This window comes from Campylobacter sp. S4:11, from assembly GCF_024723695.1.
Taxonomy (GTDB): Bacteria; Campylobacterota; Campylobacteria; order Campylobacterales; family Campylobacteraceae; genus Campylobacter_D; species Campylobacter_D jejuni_C.
On sequence record NZ_JANQDC010000007.1, the window covers coordinates 16153 to 32099 of the forward strand.

Genomic DNA, 15947 nt, shown 5'->3' on the forward strand with positions numbered 1-15947 from the left:
TTCTTAAAAAAGTAAAGCTCTAACCATACCGCCTCTATTAATCCAAATTTTAACATATTCTTTGCCTTTATTTAATTCTAAAGCCTTAGATAATTCTTTAAAATTTGAAACTTCGTATTGATTAATACCTATGATAATATCACCTTGCTCAAAACCTATTTTTTCTGCTTTTGATTTTGGAGTAACTTCAGTGATTAAAATACCGCTAATATTTTCAGGTATGCGGTATTGTTGTTTATTTTTAGAATCAAGTTCTACTAATTTTAAACCATCAATATAACCTTTTTCATATTGTAGCGATTTTTCATCTGTTTTTAGCATAAATTTAGCTGTTTTGACTTTATTATCTCTTTCATAAGTTACCTCTATAGCTTGTTTTGGATCAATACTTCCTATATAATTTTTTAAATCCATAGGGCTTTTAATCACAGTTTTATCTACTTTTATAATCAAATCACCTCTTTTTAATCCTGCATTATAAGCTGCTGAGTCTTTTTGAACTTCTGTTATTAAAGCTCCTTCTTGATTAGTATAAGCTTTTTTAATATCTTGAGTTAAAGCTCCTATGACTACGCCTAAATATCCTCTTTCAATTTTTCCATGTTCAATGAGTTTTTGTGCAATAGATTTTGCCATATTAGAAGGGATTGCAAAGCCTATGCCATTATTTCCACCACTTCTTGAAAGTATGGCTGAATTTATCCCAACTAAAGCCCCTCTACTATCTACTAAAGCTCCACCTGAATTTCCAGGATTAATTGAAGCATCAGTTTGAATAAAATTTTCATACTGATTTAAACCTATATTATTTTTATTTAAAGCTGATATAATCCCGCTTGTAACACTACTTCCAACGCCAAAAGGATTACCTAGAGCAAATACTACATCACCTTCTAATAATTTATCTGAATCAGCAAAAACCACAGCAGGTAAATTTTTTGCTTCTATTTTTATCACTGCCAAATCTGTTTTAGGATCAGCGCCAATTAATTTGGCTTTATATTCAGTGCTTGAATCAGGTAAATTTACAGTGATTTTTTCTGCACCTTCTATAACGTGATTATTTGTTATAATATAACCATCGCTTGAGATAATCACACCTGAACCAAGTGAACTTACTACTTCTTTTTTATTCTTTTTACTTTTTGGAGCTTGTGGGAAATCAAAACCAAAAAATTGTTTAAAATAAGGATCATTGAAAAAATCATCAATCCCAAAGGAATTGCTTTGAACGGTTTTAGAAGTTGAAATATTAACTACTGAATTTTTAACTTTTTGTATAGAATTATGATAAGAAAGTATAGTGTTTTGGTTATCGGTTGGTAAAGATCTTTTTACATTATCATCTGTTTGTTTAAAATCAATACTAGCACTAAAAATAGTAGTTGCTAATGCCAAAGAAAGAATCATAGTTTTTTTCATGTATTATCCTTTGTAAAATCATTTTATACAAGTATAAAATTTTATTTTTACACAATTGTAAACAAAACCTTTAGTATTAAAACTTATAAAAGTTGATTGACTAAGACTAAAGTTTATGGTATAATCTTATAAAAAATTAAGGAATAATAAAATGAATAATAGTTTATATGAAACACTAGGTGTTTCGCAAAATGCTAGCGCAGATGAAATAAAAAAAGCTTATAGAAAATTAGCAAGACAATATCACCCAGATATCAATAAAGAAGCAGGTGCTGAGGAAAAATTTAAAGAAATCAACGCAGCTTATGAAATTTTAAGTGATGAGAAAAAAAGAGCTCAATATGATAGATATGGCGATTCTATGTTTGGTGGGCAAAGTTTCCATGATTTTTCAAAAAATGCAGGTGGAGCTGATATTAACGATATTTTGAATAATATTTTTGGCGGAGGCTTTGGAGGCTTTGGCAGAGGTTTTAGCTCTAGTAATAATTTTAGAAGCGGTTTTGGAGGCTTTGGCGGGTTTGAAGAGGATTTAGACTTACAAGCAAGTGTTAAAATTCCTTTTGAAAAAGGAATTTTAGGTGGCGAGCATACTATAAACATCAATAATGAACAAGTTAAAATCAAAATTCCACACGGCATAAAAGATGGTGAAAAATTACGTATAAGAGACAAAGGAAAAAGCTTTCAAGGACAAAGAGGAGATTTGATTTTAAAAGTTGAACTTGAAAAAAGTGATGAATATGAAAGAGAGGATGATGATTTATACAAAAAGGTTGAAATTAGCTTAAAAACAGCATTTTTTGGAGATAAAATCAGCGTACATACTCCAAGAAAAGAAGTAAAAATCACCATACCACCAAATTCTAAAAATAATCAAAAAATCAGACTTAAAGGTTATGGAGTGCAAAATAGAAAAACAGATCTTTATGGGGATATGTATTTAATTTTAAATGTAAAAATACCTGATATTAATAGCCTTGATCCTGAATTTGTAAAAATTTTAGAAGAAAAATTACCTTAAAAGGAGTAAACAATGGAGCATAGTTATGATGAACCGGTGTATCTTATAAGTGTTGTTGCAAAGGTTTTAAGCATACACCCACAAACTCTAAGACAATACGAAAAAGAAGGTTTAGTTGAACCAAGTAGAACTGATGGTAAAATGAGACTTTATTCTCAAAAAGATATAGATAGAATCAAAATGATTTTACGCTTAACAAGAGATCTTGGGGTTAATTTAGCCGGTGTTGATGTGATTTTAAAGCTAAAAACAAAAATTGATGAGTTTGAAAATACTATTGAAGAATTAAGATTAGAACTTGATAGAAGAGACAATCCTTCAAAATCAAGAGCAGTAGTCAAACACAGAAGCAATTTTGACTTAATTTTTTTAGAAAAAATAAAATAATAAAATAAAAAAGGCTAATTAGTGGAAGAGTTTTTAAATGTCTTTTTAGTTGCAGTTGCTTTTGCTGTAATTTTAAATGTAATTTTAAAAAAATTTGGTATTCCAACTATTATAGGCTATATAGCTACAGGTTTATTTGTGCGTGAATTTTATGGTTTTAGTACTAATGAAATCATTATCCATGTGGCTGAGTTTGGTATAGTTTTTTTAATGTTTACCATAGGGCTTGAATTTTCATTTAAACATCTTTTAGCAATGAAAAAAGAAGTGTTTTTAAATGGAAGTTTGCAAATGCTAACTTGTGGCTTGGTTTGTACTTTACTTGTAACTTATATTTTAGGTATAGCAAATCATATAGCAATGATAGCAGGTTTTGCTCTAGCCTTATCCTCCACCGCTATAGTTTTAAAAATACTTAATGATAGTGGCGATATCAACGAAGAATATGGCAGAAAAGCTTTAGGAATTTTGCTTTTTCAAGATATTGCTGTGATACCACTGCTACTAATGATTGATATATTTAGTTCTCAAAATGCTGATATTTCAAAGCTTTTACTTACAACCTTAGTCAGTGCTGTGATTTTGCTTGTTTTGCTTTATTTTATAGGTAAATACCTTTTTACTTATGTTTTAAAATTTATCATTAAGACTAATGCAAATGAAATTTTCATTGCTACTATACTTTTTACTGTAATAGGAGCAAGCTTTTTAGCACATTCTTTTGGTTTTTCATATTCACTCGGAGCTTTTATAGCTGGAGCTTTGATAGCAGAAACTAAATATAAACATAAAATAGAAGCAGACTTGGTTCCTTTTAGGGATTTACTTTTAGGGTTTTTCTTTATCAGTGTTGGCTTACAAATTGATTTTCATATAGTTTTTGAAAATTGGTTTTTGATTTTTGTTTTTGTAAGCTTGGTATTGTTAATAAAATTTGTAGTAATCTATGGTCTTTTAATCCTTTATACAAGAAAAAGAGTAGCGTTAAAAACTGCTTTGAGTATTTCTCAAATTGGAGAATTTGCGCTAGCGGTATTTTCGCTAATGCAAGTAAATTCACTTATAGATGAAAAAACAGCACAAATTTTCATTATAGTTTCCATCATCACTATGGTTGCAACACCTTTTATTTTAAATAATCTTAGAAAAATAGCCAACGCAGCCGAAGGTGAGCAAAACGATATGGCTAAATTTTATCTATGTGATCAAAAAATGAAAGATCATTTTATCATTTTTGGTTATGCAAGATTAGGTCAAGAAGTGGTGCAAAAGATTAAAAAAACAGGTATTCCATATCTAGTTTTAGAAAGTGATTTAAATTTGGTTGAGCTTGGGCGTAGCAGAAATGAGAATGTTTTTTTTGCTAGTGTAGCGCAAGTAGAAACATTAAAAGTAGCTAATATAGAAGAATGCTCAGTTGCTATTATAACTATAAGCAATGAAGCTAAACTTGATATGCTCTATCAAGTGCTTTCTAGTTTTAACAAACCTATACAAACGGTTTTAAAAACAAGTGGTACAGGTGCTAAAATCATTTTCCCACACACCGATAAACATTTACACATTGTAGATGCTGAAGCTTCAATAGCTAGAAATTTAGTTCAAGAAGCATTGCAATGTAGAATTAATACAAGTGCAGCAGAATGAAAAATGATGAAAAAGCTTTGAGAGTTAAATACGTAAGAGCTTTAGAAAAATTTGCCAACTCTGCTGTAAGTGCTTTAAAAAGGGAAGATTTTGATTTAACTCTTTTTAGGGAAAGAATGCAAAAAAATGCTAAAATCTTTGAAAAAGTTCAAGCGGTATTTTTGGATTCTACTTACACTAAGGCTTTGGAGCTTTTTGTAAATGAGTGTTTAGATGAAAGTTTAGACCAAAAAACCTTAGCTTCAAAAGCCAATGCCTTATATAAGCTAAAAAATAATCAAAGTTATAAAAAAGACAAACATAAAATTAAATTTAAGGATGAATATTGATAAATGTAATTTTTGACATGGATGGCACACTTATAGATAGTGCTAATGCTATAGTATGTGCGGTAAATGAAATAAGAGCGGATTTAAATTTAGAACCTTTAAAAAGAGAGTTTATTTTAGATACTATCAATACTCCTGGGCAAAATTATGCTAAGATTTTTTATGGGGTTGATACTTACTCACATACTAGCTTTAAAGAAGGTTATGAGAAGTATTTTATCAAGCATTATGATCAAAGTGTGGTGCTTTTTGATGGTGTGCTTGAAGTTTTGGAATTTTGTAAAAAAAATGATTGTTATTTAGCTATAGCTACTAATGCACCTCAAGAAAGTTTGGTGCCTATTTTAAAAAAACAAAACATTCTTTCATATTTTGATAAAATATTAGGTGTTAGTTATAGTATAGAAGCTAAGCCTGATCCTATGATGCTAAGATTAATCGCAGATGAAGCAAAATATGAAAAAAGTATTTTCATAGGCGATAGCTTAAAAGACAGACTTTGTGCTAAAAATGCTAAGATGGATTATATACATATTTCTTGGCGAAAAGAAATTAAAGACTTAGATGAAGCTAACGATAAAGCTACTTTAATAGAAAAAATTCAAACTTACATAAAAGGTTAAAAATGGATATATTTGATGAAATGTTTGCAAAAAGCCCTAAAGAAAAATTTATCGAAACAATAAAATATGCAAATTTAGGTGCATTAGAAAATGTTTTAGAAAAATTATTAGCCGATCATATCGCTATGATAGAGCTTTTAGAAAAAAATAATTTAAATGAAACTGATGTAGCACAATTTCAAATGGAAAATTCACTCTTAATAGATGAGAGAAAAAATGATTTTTATATAGGCTTAAGTGCTGAAATTTTAGGACATGAGGGTTGATTTTGCGTTTATTTTTATCTTTATTTTTGATACTTAATTTTTTAAGGGCTGAAGTATTTTTTGATTATACTTATAAATTTACCTTAAATAAAGATGAAAAAGCAAGTGTAAAAATAAAAGAAATTGATTATCCTGATGAGATTTATTATTTTGACTTTTCATGGACTTTATTTGATCAAACTAATATCATTGTTCATTCAAGATATAAAAAATACCCTAGACAATTTGTGATGTCTTTAAGAAGAAATTTAAACTGGGTAGATCAAACCTTAGTACCTGATTATAAAAATCCTCATATAGATAGAGCAAGATTAATACTTGAATTTAGTGATTTTAAAAAAGGCGAAGCTATTTTTACTGTGTATATTGAAGATAGAGATAAAAGATTAGAAGTAGAATTTTTAGACCCTAGAAAAGCTAGTCTTAACCAAAACTAAAGTAAAATTTAATAAAATACAATTATAAGAAAACTAAGGAAAGCATAGTGCAAAAGATCGATCAATATATGCATGAATTTTTATCTGAATTAAATTATAAGCCTATTTTAACCATGAGTTCAAAACTTCAAGGTGGTAAAAAATTACGCTCAAAACTACTTTTAAAAATAGCTGGGGAAAGCGATATTAGCTATAAAATCTGTGCCATTATAGAGTTAATTCATGCTGCAAGTTTATTGCACGATGATGTGATTGATGAGGCAAAATTAAGAAGAGGTGTAAAGTCTATCAATGCACAATTTGGAGCTAAAAATGCTATCATGCTTGGAGATATTTTATACTCAAAAGCCTTTTATGAACTTTCTTTGATTGATTTAAAATTAGCAAAAATCATTTCTAATGCTGTTGTTATGCTTTCTGTTGGTGAATTAATGGATGTAAATTTAAGCGAAACTTTCAATAGTGATAAAAACGCTTATTTACAAATGATATATAACAAAACAGCCGTTTTAATCGAAGCTAGTGCAAGATGTGGGGCAATACTTGCTGATTTAAATGAAGATGATTTTGCAGAATATGGTAAAAATTTAGGTTTAGCTTTTCAAATTGTAGATGATATTTTAGATATCAAAGGTGATGAACAAACCTTAGGTAAACCCGCCATGAATGATTTTAAAGAAGGTAAAACTACTCTTGCTTATATGTATTTATATGAAAAATTAAATTCACAAGATCAAGAAATGCTTAAGTCTTATTACAAGAAAGATTTAAGTATAGATGAGATTGCTTGGATTAAAAATAAAATGCAAGAATATGGAATTTTTAATCAAGTTGGCCGAGAATTAAACACTTATGCAAATAATGCTTTAAAAACCATAGAAAAATATAATATAAAAGATTTAGAAGATATTATTAAAAGTATGATAGAAAGGGAATTTTAATGCATTATTATTGCATCAGTTTTACACATAAAAATACAGATATTGCTACTAGAGAAAAACTTTCCTTTTCTAATGAAGACAAAAAAAGAGAATTACTAAAGCTAATCCATGCTAATAATAAAATTTTAGAAAGCTTAGTACTTAGTACTTGTAATAGGGTTGAAATTTTTCTTTTTGTTGGGGATGTTGAAAGCATTAATGAGCATATTTTAAAAACACTTAGTTTACTTTGTGGGGTTGATAGGGAAAATTTAAGCACTAAGGCTGATTTTTACGAAGATAGCGGAGCTATTCATCATTTATTTTCTGTAGCAAGTTCGCTTGATAGTTTAGTTATTGGTGAAACACAAATTGCTGGACAATTAAAAGATGCTTATAAATTTGCCCTGCAAGAACAAAGATGTGGTGTGCATTTAACTAGAGCAGTACATTATGCTTTTAAATGTGCGGCAAATGTTAGAAATCAAACTGAAATTTCTAAAAATCCTATCTCAGTTGCTTCAGTAGCAGTAGCAAAAGCTAAAGAACTTGTAAATTTAGAAAATAAAACTGTAGTTGTAGTAGGTGCAGGGGAAATGAGCGAGCTAGCCTGTAAGCATTTATTAAATGCTAAGGCTAAAGTATTGATATTAAATAGAGACATACAAAATGCCCAAAAGCTTTGTGAGGATTTAGGTGAAAATGCAAGTTATGAAAGTATTGCAAATTTAAAAGAAGCATTAAATCAATATAAGATATTTTTTAGTGCCACAAATGCTCCACATGCTATTATAACTAATGATTTATTAGAAGAAAAAGATTATAAAAGATATTTTTTTGATATAGCAGTACCTAGGGATATTGATATAAAAGCAAATGAAAAAAATATAGTCTACGCTGTTGATGATTTAGAAGAAGTCGTAAGAAAAAATTTAACTCTAAGAGAACACCAAGCACAAGTTGCTTATTCTATAGTAGGCACTATGACAAATGAGTTTTTCCAACACCTAAGCAAACTAGCAACCTTACCTTTAGTGAAACAACTACGCTTGCAAGCTGATGAAATCGCTAAAGAACAACTACAAAAGGCTATAGATAAAGGATATTTAAAACACTCAAACCATGAAGAAGCAAGAAAGCTTATAAGACAAGTAATGAATGCATTTTTACATCATCCTAGTGTAAATTTAAAAAAACTAAGTGGAACTATGCAAAATGATTCAGTCGTTAATGCTATGCGTTATGTGTTTGATTTAAAAAATGAAAACATGGAAGGTTTAAACCTTTATAAATGTGAATTTAATTTGGAGAATAATCATGAAATTTAGTAAATTTTATGCCATAAGTACAAAAGAAAATCCAAAAGACGCTACTTTACCAAGTCATATATTTTTAGTTAAAGGTGCCTTTGTAGAACAAATTGGAAGTGGTCTGTATAATTTTTTACCTTTAGGAAAAAGAGTTTTAGATAAGATTAAAAATATCATCAAAGAAGAAATGGATAAAGCAGGGGCTTTAGAAGTAAATTTAAGTTTTAATACTCCAGCAGAACTTTGGAAGGAAAGTGGGAGATTTAATGTTTTTGGTAAAGAGCTTTTACGCTTTAAAGATAGAAAAGAAAATGATTTTGTCTTAGGGCCAACTCATGAAGAAGCTATGGTGGCTTTAGTAAGAAATAAAATAAACTCTTACAAGCAACTTCCATTGCATTTATATCAAATAGGACTTAAATTTAGAGATGAGGCTAGACCTAGATTTGGACTTTTAAGATGTAGAGAATTTTTAATGAAAGATGGCTATAGTTTTCATGCTAATGAAGCTGATTTAGATAAAGAATTTAATCTTATGTATGAAACTTATAGTAAAATTCTTACAAGATTAGGGCTTGAATTTAGAGCTGTTGAAGCTGATAGTGGGGCTATTGGTGGAAGCGGTTCAAAAGAATTTATGGTTTTGGCTAAAAATGGTGAGGATGATATATTATTATGTGAGCATTGTGATTATGCTGCAAATATTGAAGCAGCAAAAAGAGCTAAAAAAAGTTGTGAAGATGAAAGGCCAGAGGCTGATTTTGCCACGCAATTTCACACTCCAAATGTAAAAACTATAGAAGAATTAGCGGAATTTTTTAAAATTAACCCTTACTATACTATCAAAGCTATTGCTAAAAAAGCTATTTATGAAAATGAAGAAAAAATTGTAGTATTTTTTATACGCGGTGATGATGAACTGCAAGAAGTTAAAGCGCTAAATGCAGCAAATGCACTAGAATTAGTTGATGTAAGTGAAGAAGAATTAGAAAAAGTAGGTTTAGTGCCAGGATTTATCGGCTTTATAGGATTAAATGGAGTTGATTTTTATATTGATCATGAGCTTGAAAATGAAACAAATATGATTATTGGAGCAAATAAAAAAGATTATCATTTAGTTGGAATTAATGTTGTAAATTTAAATAAAGAACGCTTTAAAGATCTTGCGGCAGTTAAAGAGCATGATCTTTGTCCAAAATGCCAACACAAGCTTAAGCAAAGCAAAGGTATTGAAGTAGGGCATATTTTTAAACTTGGAAATAAATACTCAAAAGCAATGAATGCAAGCTATTTAGATGAAAATGGTAAAGCTCAATTTTTCACTATGGGTTGTTATGGTATGGGAGTGAGCCGTTTGGTTGCAGTTGCCATAGAAGCAAGCCATGATGAAAAAGGTTGTATTTGGAATAAAACTTTAGCTCCTTTTGTTTTAGATATCATCGTTTCTAATATAAAAGATACAAAAGCCATGGAATTTGCTGAGCAAATTTATACTCATTTTAAAGATAAAGAAATTTTATTTGATGATAGAAATGAGCGTTTTGGTGTAAAGATTAATGATTTTGAATTAATGGGCTTTCCTTATGCTTTAGTTATAGGCAAAGGCTTAGAAAATGATGAAGTAGAATTAATCCATAGAAATACCTTAGAAAAACAAGTTTTAAAAACCCAAGAAGTAATTTCATACTTAGAGAAAATTCTATGATAGCAAGAATAAATATAAGCGCATTTTTGATTTTAGAATTAATTGCTAGTATTTTATTTATAACCTTTTTTGGTTTTTTAAATTTTTTTATGATAGTTTTTGTAAGTATGTTTTTAGGGGCAATGTTTTTAGCAAAGACTTGGACAAATCTCATCACTATGCAAAATACCAACACGAATTTATTTGGTATGATTAAATTATTTTCCTTAACTATAGTAGGAATTTTACTTTTAATACCAGGAATTTTAAGTACATTTTTAGGAATTTTGCTTTTATTTTTTATGATGGTGCTAAAACTTTTTACAAAACAAAAAAGAAAATACCATCATCAAACAAATAATGAAGAAGAAATCATCGATGTAGAAATCATACAGGAGCATAAAAAATGCAATTAATCATCGCAACAAGAAAAAGCCAACTTGCATTATGGCAAAGTGAGTATATAAAAAATAAATTATCGCAAACGCATTCTGAATTAGAAATTTCTTTAGAGGGTTTTAAAACAAAAGGTGATGTTTTACTTGATTCGCCTTTGGCTAAAATAGGTGGAAAAGGACTTTTCACAAAAGAACTTGAAGAAAGTATGTTAAGAGGCGATTCGCATTTAGCTGTGCATAGCTTAAAAGATGTGCCTAGTTTTTTCCCAAAAGGTTTAGTTTTAGCTGCTATTTCAAAAAGAGAAGTGGTAAATGATGCTTTTTTAAGTGAGTATTATGAGAGCTTAAATGCTCTCCCAAAAGGTGCAAAAGTAGGTACAACAAGTCTTAGAAGAAGAATGCAACTTTTAGCGTTAAGGCCTGATTTAAACATCATTTCTCTAAGAGGTAATATCAACTCGCGCTTAGAAAAACTTAAAGCCAAGGAATTTGATGCTATTATTTTAGCTCTAGCTGGCATTAAACGCTTAGGTTTAGATAAAGAAATAAAATACATTAGGGCTTTTGAACTTGATGAGATGATACCCGCAGCTTCCCAAGGAGCTTTAGGTATAGAAAGCATTGATGATAAACAAATTTTAAAATACCTTGAATGCTTAAATGATGAAAATGCCTTTATAGAAACCCATATAGAAAGAGATTTTATAAAAACTCTAGAAGGTGGTTGTCAAGTACCTATAGGTATTAATGCAAAAATCATTGATGAAAAAATAGAAATTCACGCCATAGTAGGCTTACCTGATGCAAGTAAAATTCTCAAAGAAAAAAGAGTAATTGATAAGCAAGATTACGCAAAAGCGGGCGAGCTTTTAGCTAAAGAAATGATAGCAAAAGGTGCAAAAGAAATTTTAAAAGAAGCAGAGAGTATGATATAAATGCAAAAATTCATAGAGCTTTTAGAAAAAAATAATTTATTAAAAACCATTCATGAGCCTGTTGATGTTGATCTTGAAATGGCACATTTAGCTTATATAGAAGTTAAAAAAGAAGACTCAAAAGCCTTGCTTTTTACTAATGCAGTAAAAAATGGTAAAAAATACGATTATCCTGTTCTTTTAAATACTTTTTGTAATGAAAAAGCTTTAAATTTAACATTTGAAAAAGATTATGAAGATGTGGCTAAAGAAATTAGCTCTTTGCTTAAAATGCATATACCACAAAGCTTTGGTGCAAAATTAAATTTTTTCAAAACCTTACTTGATTTAAAAAATATCCCACCAAAACGCATTAAAAAAGATGGAGAATTTAATTACAAAAGCTTAAATTCTTTATATGATATGCCTATTTTAAAAACTTGGGAAAAAGACGCTGCGCCTTTTATTACCATGGGGCAAGTTTATACTCAAAGCATAGATGGAAAACAAAATAATCTTGGAATGTATCGTTTGCAAGTAGTTAATGAAAAAACCTTACTTATGCATTGGCAAATTCATAAAGATGCAAGCCATTTTTTCCATGAGTATAAAAAAGCAAATCAAAAAATGCCAGTAAGTATAGCCATAGGTGGAGATCCTTTATATATTTGGTGTGCTCAAGCACCTTTACCAAAAGGAATTTTCGAACTTTTACTTTATGGTTTTATCAAGAAAAAACCTGCCATTTTGGCAAAATGCAAAAGCAATCATCTTTATGTGCCTTATGATAGTGATTTTGTAATTGAGGGTTTTGTAGATCCAAATGAATTTGCACCCGAGGGTCCTTTTGGAGATCATACAGGTTTTTATACCCCTGTTGAACTTTGTCCTATTTTAAAAGTAGAAAAAATCTTTGCTAAAAAAAATGCGATTTATCAAGCTACTGTTGTAGGAAAACCACCTTTAGAAGATAAATACATGGGGCTTGGCACAGAAAGAGTTTTTTTACCTTTACTTCAAACAAATGCTCCTGATTTGATAGATTATAACATGCCTGAAAATGGAGTTTTTCATAATTTAATCTTAGCCAAAATAGAAGCAAAATATCCAGCTCATGCAAAACAAGTCATGCATACTTTTTGGGGTGTAGGACAAATGAGTTTTGTAAAACATGCTATTTTTGTTGATGAAAATGCACCTTGCTTGCAAGATTATGACAAACTCATACCTTATATACTTAATCGTTTTGATGAAGAAAAATTGCTTATTAGTGAAGGAATTTGCGATCAGCTTGATCATGCTTCAAGCACTTATTGCTATGGTGGTAAAGCAGGACTTGATGCGTGTGGTGATGAGAAAAAAGTTGAACTTGAAATTTTAAGCGATAAAGCTTTACTTTCACTTTTTAAAGAAAAAGATCAAAGTATTTTAAAATTAAAGCAATTTTACACCCAAACCTTTGCTCCAATTTGTGTGATTTTGATTGATAAAAAAGAAAAAATTGCTCAAATTTTTGAAAAACTACAAACTTATAAAAAGCATTTTAGAATTTTAGTTTTCTTAGATACAGATGTTATTTTGGAAAATCCTTATATGCTAGTTTGGCGCGTGGTAAATAATATAGATGCAAAAAGAGATATATTTATCAAAAAAGATTGTGTTGCGATTGATGCGACAAATAAAGGATCATTAGAAGATTATCATAAAGAATGGCCTTTAATGACAAATTGTTCTAAAGAAGTTATAGAGAGACTTATTGCAAGAAATTTACTTCCAAATGATGAAAAATTATTCAAAAAGTTTGAAATTTTTTAATTTTAAATTTTTTGAGAACACTTTTTGCTTGTAAGAAAATATAGATTTTTAATCTAAATATTAAGTTTTTTAAAATTATGTCGATAGAGTATTTTAAAGTCTTTTAAAAAGGAGTTTAAAATGGACATTAGTAACAATATTCAAAGAGATGCAAATGTAGCTCATTTTAACACAAAAAGCATTGAAAAGGCACCTCAAGAGAATAAGCAACAACAAGTTAATTTAAACGATCAAGATGAGAATTTAAATGAAAAACTAAGAAACGCGACAGAAAAGCTTAATAGTCAAATGGAAACACTAGGAACAAATGTGCGTTTTGCATTTAATGATAAAATTAATGAAATGTATATAAATGTAACCGAAAAAGATACAGGAAAACTTATACGTAAAATTCCTAGTGAAGAAGCAATGAAATTAATAGAACATTTTAAAGGTGTTATTGGTACTATTTTTGATAAGGAGAGTTAATCATGGCGGTAGGTAGTTTAGGAAGTTTAGGGATAGGTTCAGGAGTTTTAACAAGCGATACGCTTAATAAACTTAAAGAAGCAGAAATGCATGCAAATTTGAAATTTTATAATTCGCAACTTGAAACCAACAGTTCAAGACAGAAAGATTTAGCAGAGCTTGAAGCTAAACTACTTGCATTTCAAACAGCTGTAAATAGTTTAGGAGATGCTTCACAGTTTAATCAAAAAAAAGTATCTCCTAGTGTAAGTGGAGATAGTGCTGCTGCTAGTTTAACCGTAGGATCTTTATCCAGTCTTACAAACATGAAAGTTATTGTGGATCAACTTGCTCAAAAAGATGTATATCAAAGTAATGGTTTTAAAGATAAAACTTCATCAGTACTACAAAATTTAGGTCTAAGTGGCACTAAGTCTTTTACAATCACGCAAGATGGAAAAGAATATAAAATAGAAATTGATCAAAGCACTACCGTAGCTCAACTTGCTGAAAAAATCAACTCTGCTACAGGCGGCAAAGTAGAAGCTAAAATAGTCAATACTGGAGATAAAGAAAACCCGTATCGCTTGGTAGTACAAAGTAAAGATACTGGAACGCAAAACAATATCTCTTTTTCAGGAGATGAAGATCTCTTAAAAGGTATGGGATGGGAACTTGATAAAAATAGTATTAGCGCTGGTGGTTTGTTTGGTTTTAGAGAAAATGGAAATACTGATAAAACTCAAATTAACGGAACGCTTTCTTCTAAACCAAATGGAAGCGATAATTTATTAAATCCTGGAGATGGCAAAACCTCTTTAACTTTTGTAGTTAAAAATGGTGATACTTATGATAGATATACTATAGATATTGATGAAAATACTACATATGATAGCTTAGCTGAACAAATTAGTAAAAAAACTAATGGTAAGGTTAATTTAGAACTAACAGATACAGGAGCAACTTTCAAAACAACTAATGGAGCTGAACTTGGTATTTTTGATGGAGGTTATGCTGTAGATGAAGATGGTAACATCGACAAGGCAAATTATACTAGAGATGATAAAGCTACCTCATTATTGAAAGATAAATTTGGTATTGAATTAGATACCAGTACACCACAAGGTTATAATGTAAAAGCAGATAATGAAAATCACATCCAAAAAGGCATGGATGCTATTTTTAGTGTAGATGGTGTTCAAATGACTAGACCAACCAACACTATCACAGATATAAGTCCAGATACCACCTTAGAGCTTAAACAAAAAGGTGAAATAAGCTTTAATGTGACTCAAGATACAGCTGCCATAGCTGAATCTTTAGAAAGTTTGGCAACTGCTTATAATGATTTAATGCTAAATCTTACAGCAGCTACAAAATATGATCCTGATGCAGGAACAAAAGGAAATTTTGTAGGTGTTAATGCAATCTCAAATATAAAATCTCAAATTAATAATATTTTACTTCAAACTATCACAGTTGATGGAACAATTACAGTTGGAGATAGTGAAACTTCAGAAGGGACAAAAATATCATCTAAAGTTAGTTTATCTTTGGCTGATTATGGACTTACTATATCTAATGGAACCATGACTTTTGATTCTTCTAAATTTAACACCAAATTTAATGAAGATCCGGAAATGGCTGAAAGGTTTTTCGTAGGAAGTAATGGTTTTGAAGATATCAATTTAAGTGGAGAAAAAGTTGGAGGGTTTGCAAAAGACAATCCAGAAGGCATTGATTTTACTGATTCAGAATTTAAAATTATTTATAATGAAGAAACCATAGATTTAACCAAAACAAAAAATGGTGATCCTTTTATATTAAAAGGGAGTACAGATGAAGAAATGGCTCAGAATTTAGTTGATCATATTAATAGCTTTGGCCTAGAAGGCTTAGAAGCTAGTTTTGAAATTATCAACCAAGGAAGTCCTGATCAAAAAATTCAATTTAAAATCAAAGGAACTTCAGGAAGTGATTTAGAAATTCAAGGTAAAGAAGACTTTTTAAAACAATTTGGCTTAAGTCCTAAAACTATGTATTCAAATTGGAAAGAAGAAACTGGAACTTTTGGGATATTAAAAAACACTATGAGGGAAATGATGAGTTCGGAAGGTTCTTTTGGTGGGTATAAAGCTTCCTTAACAAAAGAATCAAAGAATTTAAATGAAACCATAGAAAATACAAAAAACTCCATTGATGCAAAATATGACACAATGTGGTCAACATGGGCAGCATATGATAGTATTATTTCTAAATTAAATAATCAAGCAAGCGTTATTGCTAATATGATTAATGCAGCAAATAATCAAAATTCTTAAAAT

General features: G+C 29.6%; 16 protein-coding genes. 15 read left to right on the forward strand and 1 reads right to left on the reverse strand.

The genetic code is table 11. The features are described 5' to 3' along the window. Positions 1-3: 3 nt before the first annotated feature. Positions 4-1422: a DegQ family serine endoprotease gene (locus CAMP5053_RS03610; protein WP_337217285.1), complete on the reverse strand. Its 1419-nt coding sequence runs from the start codon at positions 1420-1422 to the stop codon at positions 4-6. 151 nt (positions 1423-1573) lie between these two features. On the opposite strand from CAMP5053_RS03610, the gene CAMP5053_RS03615 reads away from it, so the two are divergent. The 15 genes from CAMP5053_RS03615 to fliD all read left to right on the forward strand — a co-directional run bounded on the left by CAMP5053_RS03615 (position 1574) and on the right by fliD (position 15944). Then, positions 1574-2446: a J domain-containing protein gene (locus CAMP5053_RS03615; RefSeq protein ID WP_337217286.1), complete on the forward strand. Its 873-nt coding sequence runs from the start codon at positions 1574-1576 to the stop codon at positions 2444-2446. A 12-nt stretch (positions 2447-2458) separates the two neighbouring features. Beyond that, positions 2459-2833: a heat shock protein transcriptional repressor HspR gene (locus tag CAMP5053_RS03620; RefSeq protein WP_039668403.1), complete on the forward strand. Its 375-nt coding sequence runs from the start codon at positions 2459-2461 to the stop codon at positions 2831-2833. A gap of 21 nt (positions 2834-2854) precedes the next feature. Next, a complete protein-coding gene (locus CAMP5053_RS03625; protein WP_214100466.1) occupies positions 2855-4480 on the forward strand; it encodes a cation:proton antiporter domain-containing protein in 1626 nt (541 codons plus the stop codon). Next, complete coding sequence (locus tag CAMP5053_RS03630; protein ID WP_087700583.1) at positions 4477-4809, forward strand: hypothetical protein; 333 nt, start codon at positions 4477-4479, stop codon at positions 4807-4809. The genes CAMP5053_RS03625 and CAMP5053_RS03630 overlap by 4 nt, the downstream gene beginning before the upstream one ends. Further along, a complete protein-coding gene (locus CAMP5053_RS03635; RefSeq protein ID WP_337217287.1) occupies positions 4806-5432 on the forward strand; it encodes an HAD family hydrolase in 627 nt (208 codons plus the stop codon). Before CAMP5053_RS03630 ends, CAMP5053_RS03635 begins: the two co-directional genes overlap by 4 nt. 2 nt (positions 5433-5434) lie before the next feature. Beyond that, the gene (locus CAMP5053_RS03640) at positions 5435-5698 is read left to right on the forward strand and encodes a DUF2018 family protein (RefSeq protein ID WP_087700585.1); all 264 of its coding nucleotides are present in this window, start codon (positions 5435-5437) and stop codon (positions 5696-5698) included. Positions 5699-5700: 2 nt separating this feature from the next. After that, the gene (locus tag CAMP5053_RS03645) at positions 5701-6135 is read left to right on the forward strand and encodes an exporting protein (protein WP_087700603.1); all 435 of its coding nucleotides are present in this window, start codon (positions 5701-5703) and stop codon (positions 6133-6135) included. Between the two features lie 47 nt (positions 6136-6182). Beyond that, positions 6183-7076, forward strand: a complete 894-nt coding sequence (locus tag CAMP5053_RS03650) for a polyprenyl synthetase family protein (protein ID WP_087700586.1) — start codon at positions 6183-6185, stop codon at positions 7074-7076. After that, positions 7076-8383 carry a glutamyl-tRNA reductase gene (hemA, locus tag CAMP5053_RS03655; RefSeq protein WP_337217288.1) on the forward strand — a complete coding sequence of 436 codons (1308 nt, stop codon included), beginning with the start codon at positions 7076-7078 and terminating at the stop codon, positions 8381-8383. Before CAMP5053_RS03650 ends, hemA begins: the two co-directional genes overlap by 1 nt. Next, a complete protein-coding gene (locus CAMP5053_RS03660) occupies positions 8370-10070 on the forward strand; it encodes a proline--tRNA ligase (protein WP_337217324.1) in 1701 nt (566 codons plus the stop codon). Before hemA ends, CAMP5053_RS03660 begins: the two co-directional genes overlap by 14 nt. Then, on the forward strand, positions 10067-10465 hold the full coding sequence (locus CAMP5053_RS03665; RefSeq protein WP_337217289.1) for an FxsA family protein: 399 nt from the start codon (positions 10067-10069) through the stop codon (positions 10463-10465). Before CAMP5053_RS03660 ends, CAMP5053_RS03665 begins: the two co-directional genes overlap by 4 nt. Then, positions 10456-11382 (forward strand): hydroxymethylbilane synthase, encoded by a 927-nt coding sequence (gene hemC, locus CAMP5053_RS03670; RefSeq protein ID WP_087700589.1) that lies wholly within the window; start codon positions 10456-10458, stop codon positions 11380-11382. The genes CAMP5053_RS03665 and hemC overlap by 10 nt, the downstream gene beginning before the upstream one ends. Further along, complete coding sequence (locus CAMP5053_RS03675) at positions 11383-13176, forward strand: menaquinone biosynthesis decarboxylase (protein WP_337217290.1); 1794 nt, start codon at positions 11383-11385, stop codon at positions 13174-13176. It begins immediately after the preceding gene. Between the two features lie 120 nt (positions 13177-13296). After that, positions 13297-13644: a FlaG family protein gene (locus tag CAMP5053_RS03680; protein WP_337217291.1), complete on the forward strand. Its 348-nt coding sequence runs from the start codon at positions 13297-13299 to the stop codon at positions 13642-13644. Positions 13645-13646: 2 nt separating this feature from the next. Continuing rightward, positions 13647-15944, forward strand: coding sequence for a flagellar filament capping protein FliD (gene fliD, locus CAMP5053_RS03685; protein WP_337217292.1), 2298 nt, complete (start codon positions 13647-13649; stop codon positions 15942-15944). Positions 15945-15947: the final 3 nt, after the last annotated feature.